This is a genomic window from Shewanella sp. SM23 (assembly GCF_025654295.1).
In the GTDB taxonomy this organism is placed as follows: Bacteria; Pseudomonadota; Gammaproteobacteria; order Enterobacterales; family Shewanellaceae; genus Shewanella; species Shewanella oncorhynchi.
Genome location: NZ_JAKKRM010000001.1, coordinates 363,491 through 379,616, shown reverse-complemented (window position 1 = coordinate 379,616; position 16,126 = coordinate 363,491). Strand labels below are relative to the sequence as shown.

Annotated in this window: 13 protein-coding genes; 4 read left to right on the top strand and 9 right to left on the bottom strand. The window is 42.8% G+C overall.

Annotated features, from left to right (window positions below; all coding sequences use genetic code 11):
* Positions 1–8: 8 nt before the first annotated feature.
* The gene (gene rpmF / locus L5L98_RS01620; protein WP_006081226.1) at positions 9–179 is read right to left on the bottom strand and encodes a 50S ribosomal protein L32; all 171 of its coding nucleotides are present in this window, start codon (positions 177–179) and stop codon (positions 9–11) included.
* Between the two features lie 16 nt (positions 180–195).
* Entirely contained in the window at positions 196–720 is a 525-nt protein-coding gene (gene yceD / locus L5L98_RS01615; protein WP_028760371.1) for a 23S rRNA accumulation protein YceD, read from the bottom strand.
* A gap of 262 nt (positions 721–982) precedes the next feature.
* Between yceD and L5L98_RS01610 the strand changes: the two genes are divergently transcribed.
* Positions 983–1,567 (top strand): Maf family protein, encoded by a 585-nt coding sequence (locus L5L98_RS01610; protein ID WP_198572246.1) that lies wholly within the window; start codon positions 983–985, stop codon positions 1,565–1,567.
* A 172-nt stretch (positions 1,568–1,739) separates the two neighbouring features.
* Here the strand turns inward: L5L98_RS01610 and L5L98_RS01605 are convergent, their stop codons facing one another.
* Positions 1,740–2,456, bottom strand: coding sequence for an HAD family hydrolase (locus L5L98_RS01605; protein WP_113938797.1), 717 nt, complete (start codon positions 2,454–2,456; stop codon positions 1,740–1,742).
* 22 nt (positions 2,457–2,478) lie between these two features.
* Positions 2,479–3,438 (bottom strand): 23S rRNA pseudouridine(955/2504/2580) synthase RluC, encoded by a 960-nt coding sequence (gene rluC / locus L5L98_RS01600; protein WP_105252860.1) that lies wholly within the window; start codon positions 3,436–3,438, stop codon positions 2,479–2,481.
* Between the two features lie 542 nt (positions 3,439–3,980).
* Between rluC and rne the strand changes: the two genes are divergently transcribed.
* Positions 3,981–7,421 (top strand): ribonuclease E, encoded by a 3,441-nt coding sequence (gene rne, locus L5L98_RS01595; RefSeq protein ID WP_263138216.1) that lies wholly within the window; start codon positions 3,981–3,983, stop codon positions 7,419–7,421.
* Positions 7,422–8,426: 1,005 nt separating this feature from the next.
* Here rne and L5L98_RS01590 read toward each other — a convergent pair.
* From L5L98_RS01590 to L5L98_RS01575, 4 genes are all read right to left on the bottom strand, one after another.
* Positions 8,427–8,636 carry a cold-shock protein gene (locus L5L98_RS01590; RefSeq protein WP_011789734.1) on the bottom strand — a complete coding sequence of 70 codons (210 nt, stop codon included), beginning with the start codon at positions 8,634–8,636 and terminating at the stop codon, positions 8,427–8,429.
* A gap of 307 nt (positions 8,637–8,943) precedes the next feature.
* Complete coding sequence (gene rlmA, locus L5L98_RS01585; RefSeq protein ID WP_105252862.1) at positions 8,944–9,759, bottom strand: 23S rRNA (guanine(745)-N(1))-methyltransferase; 816 nt, start codon at positions 9,757–9,759, stop codon at positions 8,944–8,946.
* A 39-nt stretch (positions 9,760–9,798) separates the two neighbouring features.
* A complete protein-coding gene (locus tag L5L98_RS01580; RefSeq protein ID WP_219252064.1) occupies positions 9,799–10,626 on the bottom strand; it encodes a hypothetical protein in 828 nt (275 codons plus the stop codon).
* 288 nt (positions 10,627–10,914) lie between these two features.
* On the bottom strand, positions 10,915–11,322 hold the full coding sequence (locus L5L98_RS01575; RefSeq protein WP_219252065.1) for a DUF1398 family protein: 408 nt from the start codon (positions 11,320–11,322) through the stop codon (positions 10,915–10,917).
* Between the two features lie 452 nt (positions 11,323–11,774).
* Between L5L98_RS01575 and L5L98_RS01570 the strand changes: the two genes are divergently transcribed.
* Positions 11,775–12,698, top strand: a complete 924-nt coding sequence (locus L5L98_RS01570; protein ID WP_219252066.1) for a hypothetical protein — start codon at positions 11,775–11,777, stop codon at positions 12,696–12,698.
* 174 nt (positions 12,699–12,872) lie between these two features.
* On the opposite strand, the gene L5L98_RS01565 is transcribed toward L5L98_RS01570, so the two are convergent.
* The gene (locus L5L98_RS01565) at positions 12,873–15,119 is read right to left on the bottom strand and encodes a TonB-dependent receptor (RefSeq protein ID WP_263138215.1); all 2,247 of its coding nucleotides are present in this window, start codon (positions 15,117–15,119) and stop codon (positions 12,873–12,875) included.
* A 232-nt stretch (positions 15,120–15,351) separates the two neighbouring features.
* Here L5L98_RS01565 and L5L98_RS01560 point away from each other — a divergent pair, with 232 nt between their 5' ends.
* A complete protein-coding gene (locus L5L98_RS01560; RefSeq protein ID WP_049821724.1) occupies positions 15,352–15,813 on the top strand; it encodes a Fur family transcriptional regulator in 462 nt (153 codons plus the stop codon).
* Positions 15,814–16,126 lie beyond the last annotated feature (313 nt).

Below are 16,126 nucleotides of genomic sequence, written 5' to 3'. Positions count from 1 at the left end.
CCAACAAATTACTTGTTGATTACCTTTTTACCGCGATAGAAGCCATCTGCAGTCACATTGTGACGCATATGGATTTCACCGCTGGTAGCGTCTACAGACAGCTGAGCAGTGCTCAGTGCGTCATGTGAACGGCGCATTCCGCGCTTTGAACGTGATTTTTTGTTCTGTTGTACAGCCATTGGCCTGTCTCCTCGATTACTTGCTCTTCAGTTTTTCTAACACTGCAAACGGATTTGGACGCTCCTCTTGAGCGGGTTCTATCTCGCCTACAACCATGTCTTTAGATCCTGCACTGCAATCAATTTCTTGATGCATTGGGATTATCGGCATAGCGACTATCAATTCATCTTCGATCAATTGATGTAGACGCACTTCGCCAATTTCATTGCACTCAATTGGGTCATACGCATCCGGGAGCTCATCGATTTCTGCTTTAGTCCGGCATGGACCAAAACAAAACTCGACCGTAACCTCAGTGGTAAATAGCGTCATGCAACGTTGACATATCAGAGTGAGCTCCGTCACAGCCTTCCCTTTCAGGTAGACTATCCCCTGTAAATCTACGCCACATTCAAGCGACACTGCCACATCGGAACAGTCGCCGGCACATAACTCAGTTAATCTTTTCAGTTGCACACCAGGAACAACGCCCTGATAAACTAGGCGACTCGAGGCGGCGCGAAATGGATCAATTGAAACCGGTATCTTTACTGTTTGCATAAGGCGCGCATATTATAGTTTGAAAACGCTAGAGTCAAAGAAAAAATGCTAACTTAAGTCCCAGTTTGCGACTTAAGCCTTTCCCCTGCCCCAACATTGAAATTGACGGAAGCGAAATAGTACCCAAGCATGGGGCCGCATACAAGCGCAAGCCGCCTAAAATAGTCGCATTCATTGAAAAGAAACCGTAAAAGACGAAACTCTTGCACTCTCTCGCATTGATTGGTCACAATATGAGTCACTCTTTTGCGGATATCTCATTATGCCAACCCCATTAATCTTAGCTTCGACGTCTGTATATCGACAATCTTTACTGCAAAAACTCGGGTTACCCTTCGAATGCTGCAATCCTAATATTGACGAAACGGCGTATCTCGAAGAATCGGCCCATGCTTTAGTGCTGCGATTAGCCAAAGCAAAAGCCGTCGCGGGAGCAGAACAATTCCCCGATGGTCTGATTATTGGTTCCGATCAAGTTGCCGTCATTGATGACAAGATTATCGGTAAACCCCATCATTTTAATAATGCCGTCGCGCAGCTCACTCAAGCCTCAGGCAAGGCAATCACCTTTTATACTGGTCTTGCACTCTATAATGCCAAAACTGGCGCTATGGCCGCTGAGGTTGAACCCTTTACGGTTCATTTTAGGCACCTTAGCCATGCGCAGATTGTGGCATACGTAGAAAAGGAAGAGCCCTACTACTGTGCAGGCAGTTTTAAGAGCGAAGGTTTAGGTATCGCGTTATTTACAGAGCTCGAAGGGCGCGATCCCAATACCTTAGTTGGCTTACCACTGATATTACTGACGGAAATGCTGTTAGCCCAAGGTGTAGACGTTCTTGCTTAAACGTTTACCAAGGCTTTGCTCTATTTGCTCAGTTTATTGAATCGATGACGCGCATCAAAAATACCGAGCTACTGAGTCGTTTCATCGACGAAAAGATGAGACGTGAATAAAAGTGATAAGGAAGTCTCATGCGCAGCGGCATGTATTGCCGCTTCAGTATTAAATAGCAGTGTTAGAGGTATTGCAGTAATTGCTTTGGTGAATCAATCAAGGCGATAGGTTTTGCCCGCAGCAACTTTTCGGCACTGTGAGCGCCATAAGTCACACCAACGCTATCAATCCCTGCATTGGCCGCCATGGTTAAATCCAGCAGAGAATCACCCACCATTAAGGCTCTGTTCGGTGCAATATTCAATTCTTTCAGCAAGCTTGAGATCATTTCAGGATGGGGTTTGCTGTGCACTTCATCGGCGCAGCGTGACGCAACAAAGTATCGACCTAAGCCTGTTTGCTCAAAGACGCGATCAAGTCCCGCACGGGCTTTACCAGTTGCGACGGCTAACTTATAGCCTTGGCTATGCAAGTCATCAATTAACGCTGGAGTTTGTACAAACAATGGCGTTGGCGTGGTGTCTAAATGCAAATATTGCGCTTTAAACTCAACGCGCATCTGCTGATATTGATCATCTTCGCCTTGGCAGAATGCATTATTAGAATGTAGAGGCTGAGAATATACTGAAGAAGCGCTGCAATTAAGCCCCTGTGGGAACAGGACTCGCAGCGCTTCTGTCATAGAAAGACCAATAATATCGCGAATGTCACTTTCAGTTGGGATAGGTAACTGCAATGCCTTAGCCATATTTTCAATACAAGTGATAATTTTACCGATGGAATCCATCAGAGTGCCATCCCAATCGAAAATCACTAAATCGTATTGCTTTATCTTCATCCTTGAAACCTATCCCCGTCGATTACGCACGCTTTAACTTATCGAGTAATTGCGACAAATTTTCATCTAAAGGCGCTGAAACCCGCATCACTTCATCATTTTCTGGATGAATGAACATCAATTCAGCGGCATGTAAAAAGAGTCGAGTTAAGCCTAATGCACGCATGCTATCGTCAAATCCTTGCTCGCTGTACTTATCATCACAGGCGATTGGATGACCGGCAAATTGACAATGCACCCGAATTTGATGAGTACGTCCAGTGACAGGGCTTGCCTTCACTAAAGTACAACCTTGGTAACGCTGCATAATTTTAAAGCGCGTTTCTGAAGGTTTACCCTCAGCATTAACACGCACAATGCGCTCACCGGATTTAAGGGTGATTTTCAATAAAGGCTGTTTAACGGCTTTATCTTGAGCAGACCATTCACCTTTAACTAAGGCCAAATAGTCTTTCTGCATCTTTTTATACCGAAGCTGATCATGCAGATGTTTAAGCGCGCTACGCTTTTTCGCCACCAACAACACACCCGAAGTATCTTTATCGAGACGATGTACTAGCTCTAAAAACTTTTGTTGAGGACGCAGTGAACGCAATGCTTCAATCACACCGTAATCGACTCCACTACCACCATGCACGGCAATGCCAGCAGGTTTATTCAGCACGATCAAATGATTGTCTTCATGCAAAATACGATCTTCGAGTTGCGAGACTTTGCTTAAGTTCGCCGATGGTGCGGTACGGTTATCCGGCTCTGCCACGCGGACTGGCGGAATACGTACTATGTCGCCAATCTGCAACTTGTACTCGGGTTTGATGCGTTTCTTATTCACTCGAACCTCGCCCTTGCGGACAATGCGATAGATCATGCTTTTCGGCACGCCCTTCAGCTTGGTCATTAAGTAGTTATCGATACGCTGTTCGAAGTGATCTTCATCAATCGTGATCAACTGAACCTGTTGTGGGGTGGATTCTATATTCATGATGCGCCATCTAATTATAACGGTCGCCATTGTACAACAACTGAGAAGAATTGTGCCTTTCCATTGCTGAATTTTTTGATTATTGCTATATTTCACCAGCGATTAGGGATAAGCCGTGAATAAAGTGTTCACAACGCCCTGATCCCAAGCGGAAAATTTAACGGATAAAAAAAGATTTTCTTGATAGCAAATCATTGATTTGCAAATCGTATACAGAGTAAAAATACCACAAATGCGTTTTTTACGATTAAATCGAGAAAGTCACCTTACTTTAATAAGGTTTACCCTAGGTTTTCCTCCCCGATTTCGAAGGATATTTTAACTTGTCGTCAGACAAACCGATTCGACTTGGGCATTACCGGAACGAAACTAAAGAATTTATGGGGTTGGTTGATGTTTTACAACGAATTCCTTGTTTTTGTAATCATTAAAAAATAAGCCATAAATAGGATGCGACACGCAGCGACTGCGTCTAACAGTAATGCGCACCTCTTGCCTAGCCACCAGCCGTGAGGCTCAGTTGACCTACTGCTAGGCCCGTAATGCAGCGAAGCGCGATGTTTGATGACCTCTATTTAAAGAAGAATGACGTCATCATGAAACGTATGTTAATCAATGCAACTCAATCAGAAGAGTTGCGTGTTGCCCTTGTTGATGGGCAACAACTGTATGATCTAGACATTGAAAGCCCAGGTCATGAGCAAAAAAAATCAAACATTTACAAAGGTAAAATTACCCGCGTAGAACCGTCTTTAGAAGCCGCTTTCGTCGACTACGGTGCCGATCGTCACGGCTTTTTGCCACTGAAAGAAATCGCTAGAGAATATTTCCCGAAAGGATATTCGTTCCAAGGTCGCCCAAATATCAAAGAAGTGGTCAGTGAAGGACAGGAAGTTATTGTCCAAATTGACAAAGAAGAACGCGGCAATAAAGGTGCAGCCTTAACGACCTTCATCAGCCTTGCAGGCTCTTACTTAGTATTAATGCCAAACAACCCACGTGCTGGCGGGATTTCTCGTCGTATCGAAGGTGATGAACGCACTGAGCTAAAAGAAGCGATGGCTGACTTAGAAGTGCCTGCGGGCATGGGTCTTATCGTGCGTACTGCGGGTGTAGGCAAAGAATCTGCCGAGTTAAAGTGGGACTTAAAAGTTCTACAACACCACTGGGCGGCGATCACCGAAGCTTCACAAGTTAAAGGCGCACCTTTCTTAATTCACCAAGAAAGCAATGTGATAGTTCGCGCTATTCGTGACTATTTACGCCGTGACGTGGGCGAAATCCTCATCGATCATCCACGTATTTTTGAAGAAGCGAAGCAACATATTGCCTTAGTTCGCCCTGATTTCGTTGAGCGCGTAAAACTGTACGAAGCTGAAGTGCCATTGTTCACTCACTTCCAAATCGAATCACAAATTGAATCCGCCTTCCAACGCGAAGTGCGTCTGCCATCTGGCGGTTCAATTGTTATCGACCCAACTGAAGCCTTAACCTCAATCGATATCAACTCTGCCCGTGCCACTAAAGGCGGCGATATTGAAGAAACAGCACTTAACACTAACCTCGAAGCCGCCGATGAAATTGCCCGCCAATTGCGCCTCCGCGACTTAGGTGGCTTAGTGGTTATCGACTTTATTGATATGACGCCAGTGCGTCATCAGCGTGAAGTTGAAAACCGCTTACGTGATGCTGTGCACCATGATCGTGCTCGCGTGCAGTTAGGTCGCATTTCTCGTTTCGGTTTGATGGAAATGTCGCGTCAACGTCTGCGCCCCTCTTTAGAAGAATCTGCAGCGCATATCTGCCCTCGCTGTCATGGCCAAGGCACGATTCGCAGTACCGAGTCTTTAGCACTGTCAATTTTACGTTTGATGGAAGAAGAAGCCATCAAAGAAAACACCTCACAAATCGAAGCGATTGTGCCTGTGGATGTTGCAGCTTTCTTGTTAAACGAGAAACGCAAAGCCATTCGCATCACAGAACAGCGTCACGATGTCGAAGTGTATGTGATCCCTGACGCACACATGATGACGCCTGATTACCGCGTGATCCGTCACCGTAGTGATGATGAAATCAGTGAATCAAGCTATAAGCGTATAGAGCATCCTGAAGCCAAATTGTATGAGCCACGCAAACTGGAACGTACTGCGGCGCCTATTCCGGCATTAAAAGGTTTTGCAGCGCCACAAAAAGTAGAACAAGCCCCATCACCAACGGTGAAAGTTGAAGCGCCACAACCAGGCTTCTTCAGCAAGCTTGTGAGTGCAATCAGTGCCATGTTTGCGCCAAGTGAAAAAGCTGAACCCGTAAAAGTTGTTGAAACTAAAGCAACTGATACCAGTGCGGCTAACGCCAATCGCCGTAACCGTCGTAATGACACTCGCCGCCCACGCAATGCCCAAGATGCCGACAAAGCAAAAGAAGGCACTCGTGAGCCGCGTAGCCGCAATCCAAAAAAACCGGCTGATGCCGTAGTCAGCACACAAGAACGTCCAGTACGCGAAAAAGAAGAAGCGGCTAAACGTCCAGCTAAAGCTGAACCAAAGCCTCGCGTACAAGCGCCAAAAGATGTTGTTGCCGATATTGAAGCAGATGATGCCCCTAAGCAAGAAGTCGCCCGTGAGCGTCGTCAGCGCCGTAACATGCGTCGTAAGGTGCGTATCGATAATGGCCATAATACGCCAGATAATGCGATCCCAATTGCACCTGAAGATGCCGCAGAAGTGTTAGCGGAAATTGCAGCCCTTAACGCCGCAGCGGCAAGCACTATCAGTGTTAATGCCAAAGCTGAAGTCATTGCCCAAACGCCAGTAGAAACTAAAGCGCCAAGAACACGTCGCCAGCCTCGTAAGGAAGCGGCACCGGCTCAAGAAGCGCAAGAAAATATTGTGCTAGAAGAGACAACTGTAATTTCTACTGTAGTAGAAACACCTGCTGTTGATGCTGTTAACGTAGCTGAAAACTCCTTGGTTGACATAGCAGCTCATACTGTAGCAGCGGATGCTGTATCGCAAGATAGCGAAGTTGATGCAGACAACGAAAATGCTAATGCAGATGATCAATCAAAACGCGAGCAAAGAGATGGTCAACGTCGTAGCCGTCGTAGCCCTCGCCACCTTCGTGCAGCGGGTCAACGTCGTCGTCGCGACGAAGATGACCAAGGTACATCAACGCCAGCGCAATTCGTTCCTAATGACGAATTAGGTGCTGACCAAGAGTACCCAAGCGAAATCGTCAGTGTTCGAGTGGAAACTCCTGTTGTTGCAACTCAAACAACAGCGGTAACTGAACCGGCCGTTAAAACTGATGGCGTCGAAATAGCTGAAACAAGTTCAACTCCAACTGTTGAAGCTCCTGCTGTTGTTAAAGTAGAAGCAAAAGTTGAGCCTCAGCCTCAAGCAAATGACGTTGCAGCAGTTGAAACTCAGCAAGTTGAAACTAAACCTGTTGTGACTAAAACCACTGAAACGAAAGCGGAAGAGCCAAAGGCTGCTGACGTAAAAGTTGACCTTGCGTCAATCGTTGAAACTCAGGTGACCAGCGTTACTGCTGAAGCCGTAGTCGTTGCAGTCCCATCAGTTGAAAGCTCAGTGACTAAATCAGTAGCAGTACCCAAAGCTGAAGCAGCTAAAACCGAAACACTTGTCGAGCCAAGTGTTGCACCGAGCGCTGAAGTAAAAGAAGCCGTGAAAGCAACAGCCTCTGCGCCAATGGCCAGACCGGCTGCTATCGCTAAGCCTCAAGCCACAGTACAAACAGTTCCAACAACACCGCAAATCACGGATGCAGTTGTTGTCAGCAAGCCAAAAGCCGCCAGCCGCTTTGGCTCTATGGTGTCTTCGGATATGACCAAGCCTGTCGTTGAGGTGAGAGAACAAGTGACAGTCCCTAAAGGACGAGAGTATGAGAATACTGCGAACGAAGAGTCTACTGCCAAAATCAAACTCGCTAATGGTGCAGAGTCTGATATGGCACGTCCATAATCACTTAAGCTAAACCAGAAAAGCCATGCAATTGCATGGCTTTTTTATTTACACTGTAATACTCACACAATATTTAAATTTAGATCAATCCATTTTTCGGCTTAATCGTAGCCCCTTGAATAACATAACCCATCAAAAGATCCTCAGTATATAGTTATCAACTTTAAGTATTCTTGTATTGTCACCAACGTCACATTAGAAGCAATAAATATGCTAACAAAATATCAGGCCAATACCGCCAGTAGAAAGGGCACTTAATCCATTTAGTGCTAACTGTAGACCTCTCCTTTATAAGTTAGGGAAACTAGTAGAGGGAGAGCATTATCCCGCTATAAAGTAGCCGATAATTAAGTTGGATTAGCAGCCTAAAGCTTCTGTCGGAAATACTTAAATGTACGAAATGCAAGGCATATCAATAGCCATATTCGTTTTTTGGTCGACTCCAAAACACATCATAAATAAGGTAATGTTCTTTAATATCAAACACTAAACGCTTTTTCAGTCTCAAATCTTTACTACAAGTCTTTCAGACTTAGGTGCAGCTTAGTATATGTAGGATGACTAAGTGCAAGAAATGTATATGCACCAATAATATTCGGCAATATCTGAAGTCACTGATTTACAACAAATGAATGATTAGACACATTCGCGTTCGACATTGAATATAAGATTACGCAAAAAATAAACTCGATAAGAGCAAGCGTTAAGAGTTAACATATAATGGAATTGAATGTTACAGGGGTAAAAATAAGGAGAGTGTATCAAATGGTTTTATTGAAAATCTGGGAGATATCAGAATTTGATTCTAACAGAGAAAGATTAGAGGATTAACTTCAGATTTAAGCATTAAATCAATGCGACATGTTAAGTGGATCTCGTCGCTTATACTGGATTCAACAATCTAAACTAAATGAAATCTTATTTTCGCACAAATAAAAAGAGCCACGGAATTAACCATAGCCCTTTAATCCATTGCTATCAGCTCTAGGCTAACAGCACTGAAAATTAACCAATGATAGTTACGTTTTCAGCTTGTGGACCTTTTTGACCTTGAGTCACAGTGAAAGACACTTTTTGGCCTTCATCAAGAGTTTTGAAACCGTCAGAGTTGATCGCACGGAAGTGTACGAATACATCTGGACCAGATTCTTGCTCAATGAATCCGAAACCTTTGTCAGAGTTGAACCACTTAACAACACCAGTAACTTGAGACATAATATAAATCCTGTAAATAAAAAATTAAAGCCTTAACGGCGGGTGGAGCTGGAAAATGCCGGTATTACTTATGTTTACAGGACGAACTGGTCGTATTGAACACATAAATATAAGCCCAACCTTCAAGCTGATAAGACTATAAACCATTCTAAAGATAAGTCAACACACTGCGACACTTTGGATTATTTATTTTGCCTAAATCTACTTTACGGTTTTGCAACCGGCTAGCAGAACACTAGGTTCATGCTGTTTAGCAAGTACAGTTAAGCATTTTAAATAATTTATTTCAATAGCTTAATCTTATCGCTTACTTTGAAATCCGATGCACTTCAATTTGGAAATCCAATTCACAGTTCAGTCCTTGCAACGCAAATGCTTGCTTTTGGGCATGAGTAAACTTCCAAGCATAGGGCGTCATTTCTAAAAAATGAGCAATATGTTCACTGTTTGCCAGTTCTAACTGGGAGATTAAGCGCTCCTGATGAAGACACTCAAATCCAGCAATATGCGCTGTGGAAACGGGATGTAATCTTGGCTCAGCATAAATTTGTTGTTTCAACGCAAAATGGTGTAAAGGTCCCGGAGAAACCGTTATCAGTAAGCCTCCATCAGCCATAATCCGTTGTAACTCTTCTACTTTTGAAGGGGCATAAATACGAATGGCAAGATCGACACTTTGGGATGCGATTGGCATTTCATAGGCACTTGCGACACAAAATTGCAAATTAGGGTAACGTTTAGCTGCATATTTAATTGCAGACTTAGAAATATCTATACCTTGTAAATTGCAATCATGGTGCTGGCTCAACACATGGAATAAACGTTGACTGTAGTACCCTTCCCCACAGCCTATATCGAGGATTTGTTTTGCTTCGACACCAAACTCAAGCGCGAGCTCATTCACTCTATCACTCAAACCTTGATAGTAACCCGCGTTTAAAAATTCACGCCGAGCAAACATCATCTGTTTATTATCACCAGGATCTTTTGAGTTTTTCTTCTGTACAGGTAATAAGTTGACATAGCCTTCTTTGGCCATATCAAACTTATGTTGCTGTGAACAACCCCAAGTTCGCTCCGTTAACGTCAGTGGGGCGGCACACAGGGGACATAAATAATGCATAATGGACTCTTATCATTTAGCTAAATTTGGGTAAAAAGTTTATGTTTCGTCTTCCATCAATCGATCTACCATCAGGGTCAATTCCGGTGAAGCGAGTAATTCATAACACTCTAATTTTCTTAATAGCTTATCAGTGTTATCAACATCATTAGCAGCGCGGCTGTAGTTTGGTCGCTCAAACATATGGGTATAGGTTCTAAATAACCATTGTTGTTTCTGCAGTAGCAAGGGATCGATCCTTAATACTTCATCAGCAAGGCTGGCGTGACATTGACCAAGCTCCCCGCGAATAAACGACTGCAATTCTAATCTAACCTGCTCGATTTCGGTCATGTAAATTGCAAGAGATTCAGATGATGCGGCATAGTCGTAGTGCCTTGCTAACAGTGCTTTAGCAACCATTAACGCTTTGGGCTCGTGCAAAACCCGCAAATCCGCTTCTAAGGGTACTAACTCAAACTTTGAATTGGCTTGTAAGGCAAAAGTTAAGTCATTATCTGCACCTAAATGACGAGTCGTGTCTAAGGTAAAAGATACACCTCGCCTCAATTCAGCCGCACAAAATTTCGCAGCAGTTCCCATCCGTGTATAAAGCCTAAAACCTTGCCCAATGCTGCGGGTTATTGGCGTATTAAAAGCCTGAGGGCTTTGCGGTAACGATTCGACCTTAAGACCCATAAACGGCTGGAAGCGGATGACTATATTTTGCTGAATTCCGGCTTCAGCTATGACGATAATCTCTAGTAAAGGGGCATTGATCGCCTGTGACACAATAAAATCACTCACATCGTCGGGTAGCCGTAATGTGAGTATTGATGCCTTTTCAATATCAAGCACCATAGGTTCATTTAGAAATTGATGGTACATAAGACATTATTCTCCTATTTAACCGCAATTGTACCGTCCAATACCAATTAAAATCACCCCGTAAACCATTACCATCGCAAGATATGACTTAATCTTCATGATGCCGTAAATCGGCATTCGAGAAATAGTAGTGACATTGCGTGGTAGCATATTTATGCCTCCAGTGATCTATAACGTTAAGCACAGGAAGATGTAAGTGACGTATACAATGAACTTCACGTAACCATTCACCCAATGTAAAACTCACGATGCACCCTGCCCAGAAAGTGACGAGCCTAGTCAGCATTGTTAGACATCGCTCGGCTTAGCACCAGAAAACCATTCGGTATGCTGGTCACCTTGACGGCCAAAATAGGTTACACGTTTACCTCGCAAAAACACGAAATAACCTTGAACTCCAGCATTCATAGCGCGCTGGCAGAAAAGCCGAAATGTTTGCCCATGCTGCTGACTATCCAAGATGGCAGCTCTGAGTTCAATCACATTAAAATTTTCAGCAATTAATGGAAGCCACTCAAATGATAAAGATGCTTGCACTGTAGAACCTGCTGCGCTATAGAAAGTAAATGACTTCGTGGCATAGTCTAAATAGTAATACTCGACACCTTCAGCAATAAGATTGCCGACAATTTGAGGAAATGGTATTAATCCAGACAAGGTTGCTTGTGCAGATTCTAAAATTTTATCCGAGTTCATTGATGTCCTCTCTGGGTCTTGAGTGGTCAATTTATATGTTTAACATCAGCAGTAGAGCCAAAGTGATAGCACTGTAAAAACCTGGAGCATGCGCCGGCGCTGGTTAAACGCTCAAAGCACGTTCTCATAAATGATTAACGCAATAAACACGACCTTCAAACTTCCCCCAAAATCGTTGCCAGACTACAAACACGTTTATGCATATATAACGTAAAGCCATATTAAAAACACTATGGCTAAACAACATAAGGACTTTAAAATATTCTGCGAGCCACTCGCACCCAGTGCCAACACCGTTGGGCTGTCTAAATTGATTTACAACTCACATAAACCCAAACTAAAAAAATATATCATTTACGCTTATCATCTGTTTCTTTATCCCGCAAGCCATCTAGGCTACTGCTAAAATAAGCACACCGAATCAATTTCAACCTCTAGCAATGAGTTTATTGATGGATAATTTACAGCGACTGGGCATTATTTTTTGTATTCTTTCCCTGTGGGTCTTGGCAAACATACCCGTCACTTCTGCTAATGATCAATTCATTATCAATCAGTCAGAATCCAAGCTTGATCACAGATATCAGTATACTTATGACCTTTTACAATTAGTTATTGATGTAACCAAAGCCGATTTTGGTGAAGCATCACTACAAGTCTCAGATCTAATAATGAGTCGAAATCGTATCTTCAGAGCATTACAAGAGGGTGAAACCATCAATGTTATTGCAGAAGCCTCTAACCTACAGTGGAATAAACAGCTTATTCCAATAAAAATTCCCATTAGAAAAGGCATTCAAGGATTTAGAATTTTTATTATTAAAAAGGAAAATGTACCTAGGTTAGCTCAAATCACCTCGCTAGCGCAGTTAACTGCTCTTGATACTGGTTCAGGTAGCCAATGGTCAACTAAAGTTGCCATGCAACAAGCAGGATTTAAGATTATAGAAAGCAATCAATATGACAGTTTATTTAATATGTTATCAAAAGGACGGTTTATAACATTTGGCCGCGGAGTGAATGAAGTCTTTCAAGAGGTTAAGCAGTTTAATCAACAATATCCAGATCTCGTTGTTGATGAAAGCATCATGCTACATATTCCGCTAGCGACATATTATTATGTTTCACCTAACAAACCTCGCTTAGCTCAGCGAATACAAATTGGCCTCCAGAGAATTATCGATAATGGTCAATTTGACCAGTTATTTTATCAACGCCATTGCGATTTTTTGATAAAAAGTAAATTGAATCAACGATTATTTTTTAAAATTGACAATCCTTTTATATCTGAATCAGAAATGACTTCCATTGTCGGTAAAGATTTCTTACTCAATCCAATGGATGACTTTTCCATATTATGTAAGAAATATCATTGAATAGGCTTCATCAGATAAACGCTTAGGGTCCGTCATGACTTAAAAACATCTCTCGGAAAATGGGATAAAAAACAGCAAATCGCGGCTTGAATTGAAGGAGGTTAGATTTTTGGCCTTGGGTATCAAGAAATCAAACGAAAACCTTCAAGGGCATTAGCCTTGAAGGAAACTTTTTTAGAATTGCACTCTGACACCAATAGCCGCTGAGCGACCTGGCATAGGGGATAAATGCCTTAGGAAACTGTTATGTGGGCGCGCATCTACATCGGTAAGATTATCTAAGCTTAGGTAGAATTGAGTCGGCACTTTCGAAATGACTTGATCTAAAGTGATATTGGCTCCGAGCAAAGCATAAGATTCAGAGGGCCTCTCAAATCTGCTAACGTCACTTTGTGAATGATAGCGAACATAATCGATGGACACAGTAAGCGCATCATACTGCCAATTTAGTGAAGTGCCTGTTTTGGATTGTGGTGTACGAGGCATTGAAGTGCCTTCTAAGCTACGGCGAAAGAATTCGTCCCGCTCACCAGTGAGAGGTGGACGAGTACTAAAGATGTCGTAACTACCATCGTATTGATATCGAGGAGTATTTCTCACTCTGTCAGTAAATGCGCTGAGCTCAAAAACTCCCCACCTTTGCCACGGGAAGGTATAGATAGCTTGTACCTCTAACCCTTGATTGTTTGTATCTGCTTGGCGCCATTCACGAACATAAGTACCATTACGCTCAAGGCCTGTACTACCAAGATAAATAAAATCATTGAATTGATTTTGATACCAACTTGCCATTAGCTGTAAATCGGCGATTTTAGCGGTGGTATTTATTTCAAAGGAGTGATTAATTTCCTTTTTAAGATTTGAGCTGCCCTGTTCTTCAATTAACAGAGCATAGTGTGGGTTACTGGCGTAAAGCTCATTCATTTCAGGAGCACGCTCGGCATGAACGTAATTGACTCGTGTTGACCAATTTTGCAATATGTCCCATTGCAGTGATCCTGAGTAGCTTTGGAGATAAAAATTTCTATCTTTAACATTCGCTCCTGAGCCTCGACCTACCTTGTACCCCTCTGCGTTTACTTGGTGCTTAATCGCATCATAACGACCTCCAAACTCAAAAGTAACCGGACCAAAGTGCAGGGTTTGTAGCGTATAGGCTGCATAGTTTTGACTATCGACATCAGGCATGTAATTGTCATAGCCCTCCCCTTTATAGGCTTTAGTGTCGTACTGTAATCCTAAGACACCATCGAAGTTTGATGTCCAACTATGATAGAGCTTAGGGCTAATGACCCAAGAGGTAAGTTCGAATTGGTTGACGGATACCTCTGCCATATGCTCATCATCGACTTGATTCGAATAGGCGCCATCGAGGCTAAATGAGTTTATCCAATTGTCATCCCAGTTTTCGACATACTTCATATCTACGCGATCACCACGGGAAAAAATTCGAATATTACCCCGTTGATCAAAATCCACTGGTGCGCTGCTGCCACGACGCATGAATCCCGGAATACCGCGATGAGTGTCCGTATAACCGTAAGCCAAACCCAAAAGACGTTGTTGGCCAGTGTAGCTTCCGCCTGCCGAGAATGATGATGTGTGGTGGCTGCTGTTAAGCACAGTACCATTACTGTCTATTGAGTAGTCGGTGATAATTTGTTGTTCTAAAGGTGTAGCATCTTCATAGCGTTTTAATTGATTGTTCATCTGCCACACAGGTTGCGCATATTTGATTTGGCATAGATCGGCAAACTGTGCAGCACCTACGACTTTTGACCACGTTTTACAATCGCTGTCTTTAGAATATCCAGGGATATCGTAGTCACCACGGTCTTTGTTGATCATATTCAGCGCAAAGTTAAAAGATTCATTCCCTGCGGTAAGTTTTGCCAGTGCGGTACTTGTACTATTGAAGCCAGCTTTCACTTCAGCGCGACTGTTAAACCCATTGATTGGGCTCAATGGAATACGACCATCTTGGAGATCAACAATGCCTGCCATCGCTTGCCCACCATAGGCAATCACAGCTGTAGGACCTTTAATGGCCAAGATACTATCAGCAAGAAAGGGCTCGATGGGGATGTATTGATCCTCACTCACCGACGACATATCCTCAACTTGAGTTCCATTGAGCAACATTTTAACCCTGTTTCCACCAAATCCACGGATTTGTGGCCTACCCGATGAGCTTCCAAAAAAACCACTGTCTACCCCCGGTAATTGGCTTAAAGTTTCTCCTAAGGTATCGGCTTTACGATTATTAAGTTCATCGCCGCTGAGTTCGATTTTACTGGCTTGTATTCTTTGACTTAGCGGTTTTTCTAAAGCATGCCCAGTGACATTGATACGTTCAATAGGTTCTGCTGAAACAGCTAAAGTGCCAACACCTAATAACAGAAGGTATTTGTGGAAGTTCATTTTGTGGGTCGTCTCCATATGATTACTACTGAAACAAATGATATGTTATAACGTATCATTATGTGTCAATCGGGTTCAATATAAATAAAAGTAAATTAAGTTACTGATTGTAAATGGCAATCAGAACAACACTCGGTATGGTGACTGATGATTGCTAACAAAGATTGTCATTAGAAGGGGTGGATCAGGTAAACTGTGCAAGTATGATCATTTCAAAAAAATTGGCAGTTCTATGACAGGAAAAAATCTTGATTTACTGCGTGAAGTAGTGAAAAAGTGTGAAGAAAAAGGCATCAATCTTACCAGTAAGCGCAAAAAAGTACTTATCGTATTACAGGAACATGATGTTCCTTTGTCTGCCTATGAAATTGCCGATGTGTTAAAACAAAGTTTGGGCGAGAGTTTACCCATAATGTCTATCTATCGCATGTTGGATTTCTTAGTACAGGAACAATTAGTGCATAAGTTATTAACGGTGAATAAGTATATTGCCTGCCATCATGTATGCGATCATCACATTCACAATCAATTTTTAATTTGTAATACTTGTCAAAAAGTCACGGAGATAGCATTGCCCACTGCTCTTGTTGAACAGTTACAGTTGAATGTTAGCCAAGCAGAATTTACCTTATCGAGCCCACAGCTTGAATTAGCGGGTTGGTGTCATGAATGTCAGCAGCAACATAATAGTTAAGTTATGTACATTAACTAATTTGGAACGCTATTTATCATGGTTGCTGAACTTATCCCATACTCACAGTAACGCTATAAATTCCCCAGCCTCCGACATTCTGGTCGATAATGTCCGTCTAAAATCGTGGATATGCCAGTCTTTATTTCATATCGCGGACCAGCTCATTAATAGAAGCAACATTACCCGGTCGCTTGCCGTGGGAAAGCGCCATGGCGAGTGATATAAGTTCCACTGTTCTTATAATATCTCGAGTAAAGCGGAATTGATCGGCCTTCGAATGTGTTAAGCGGTTTCCAAAACGCATAGGGATCTA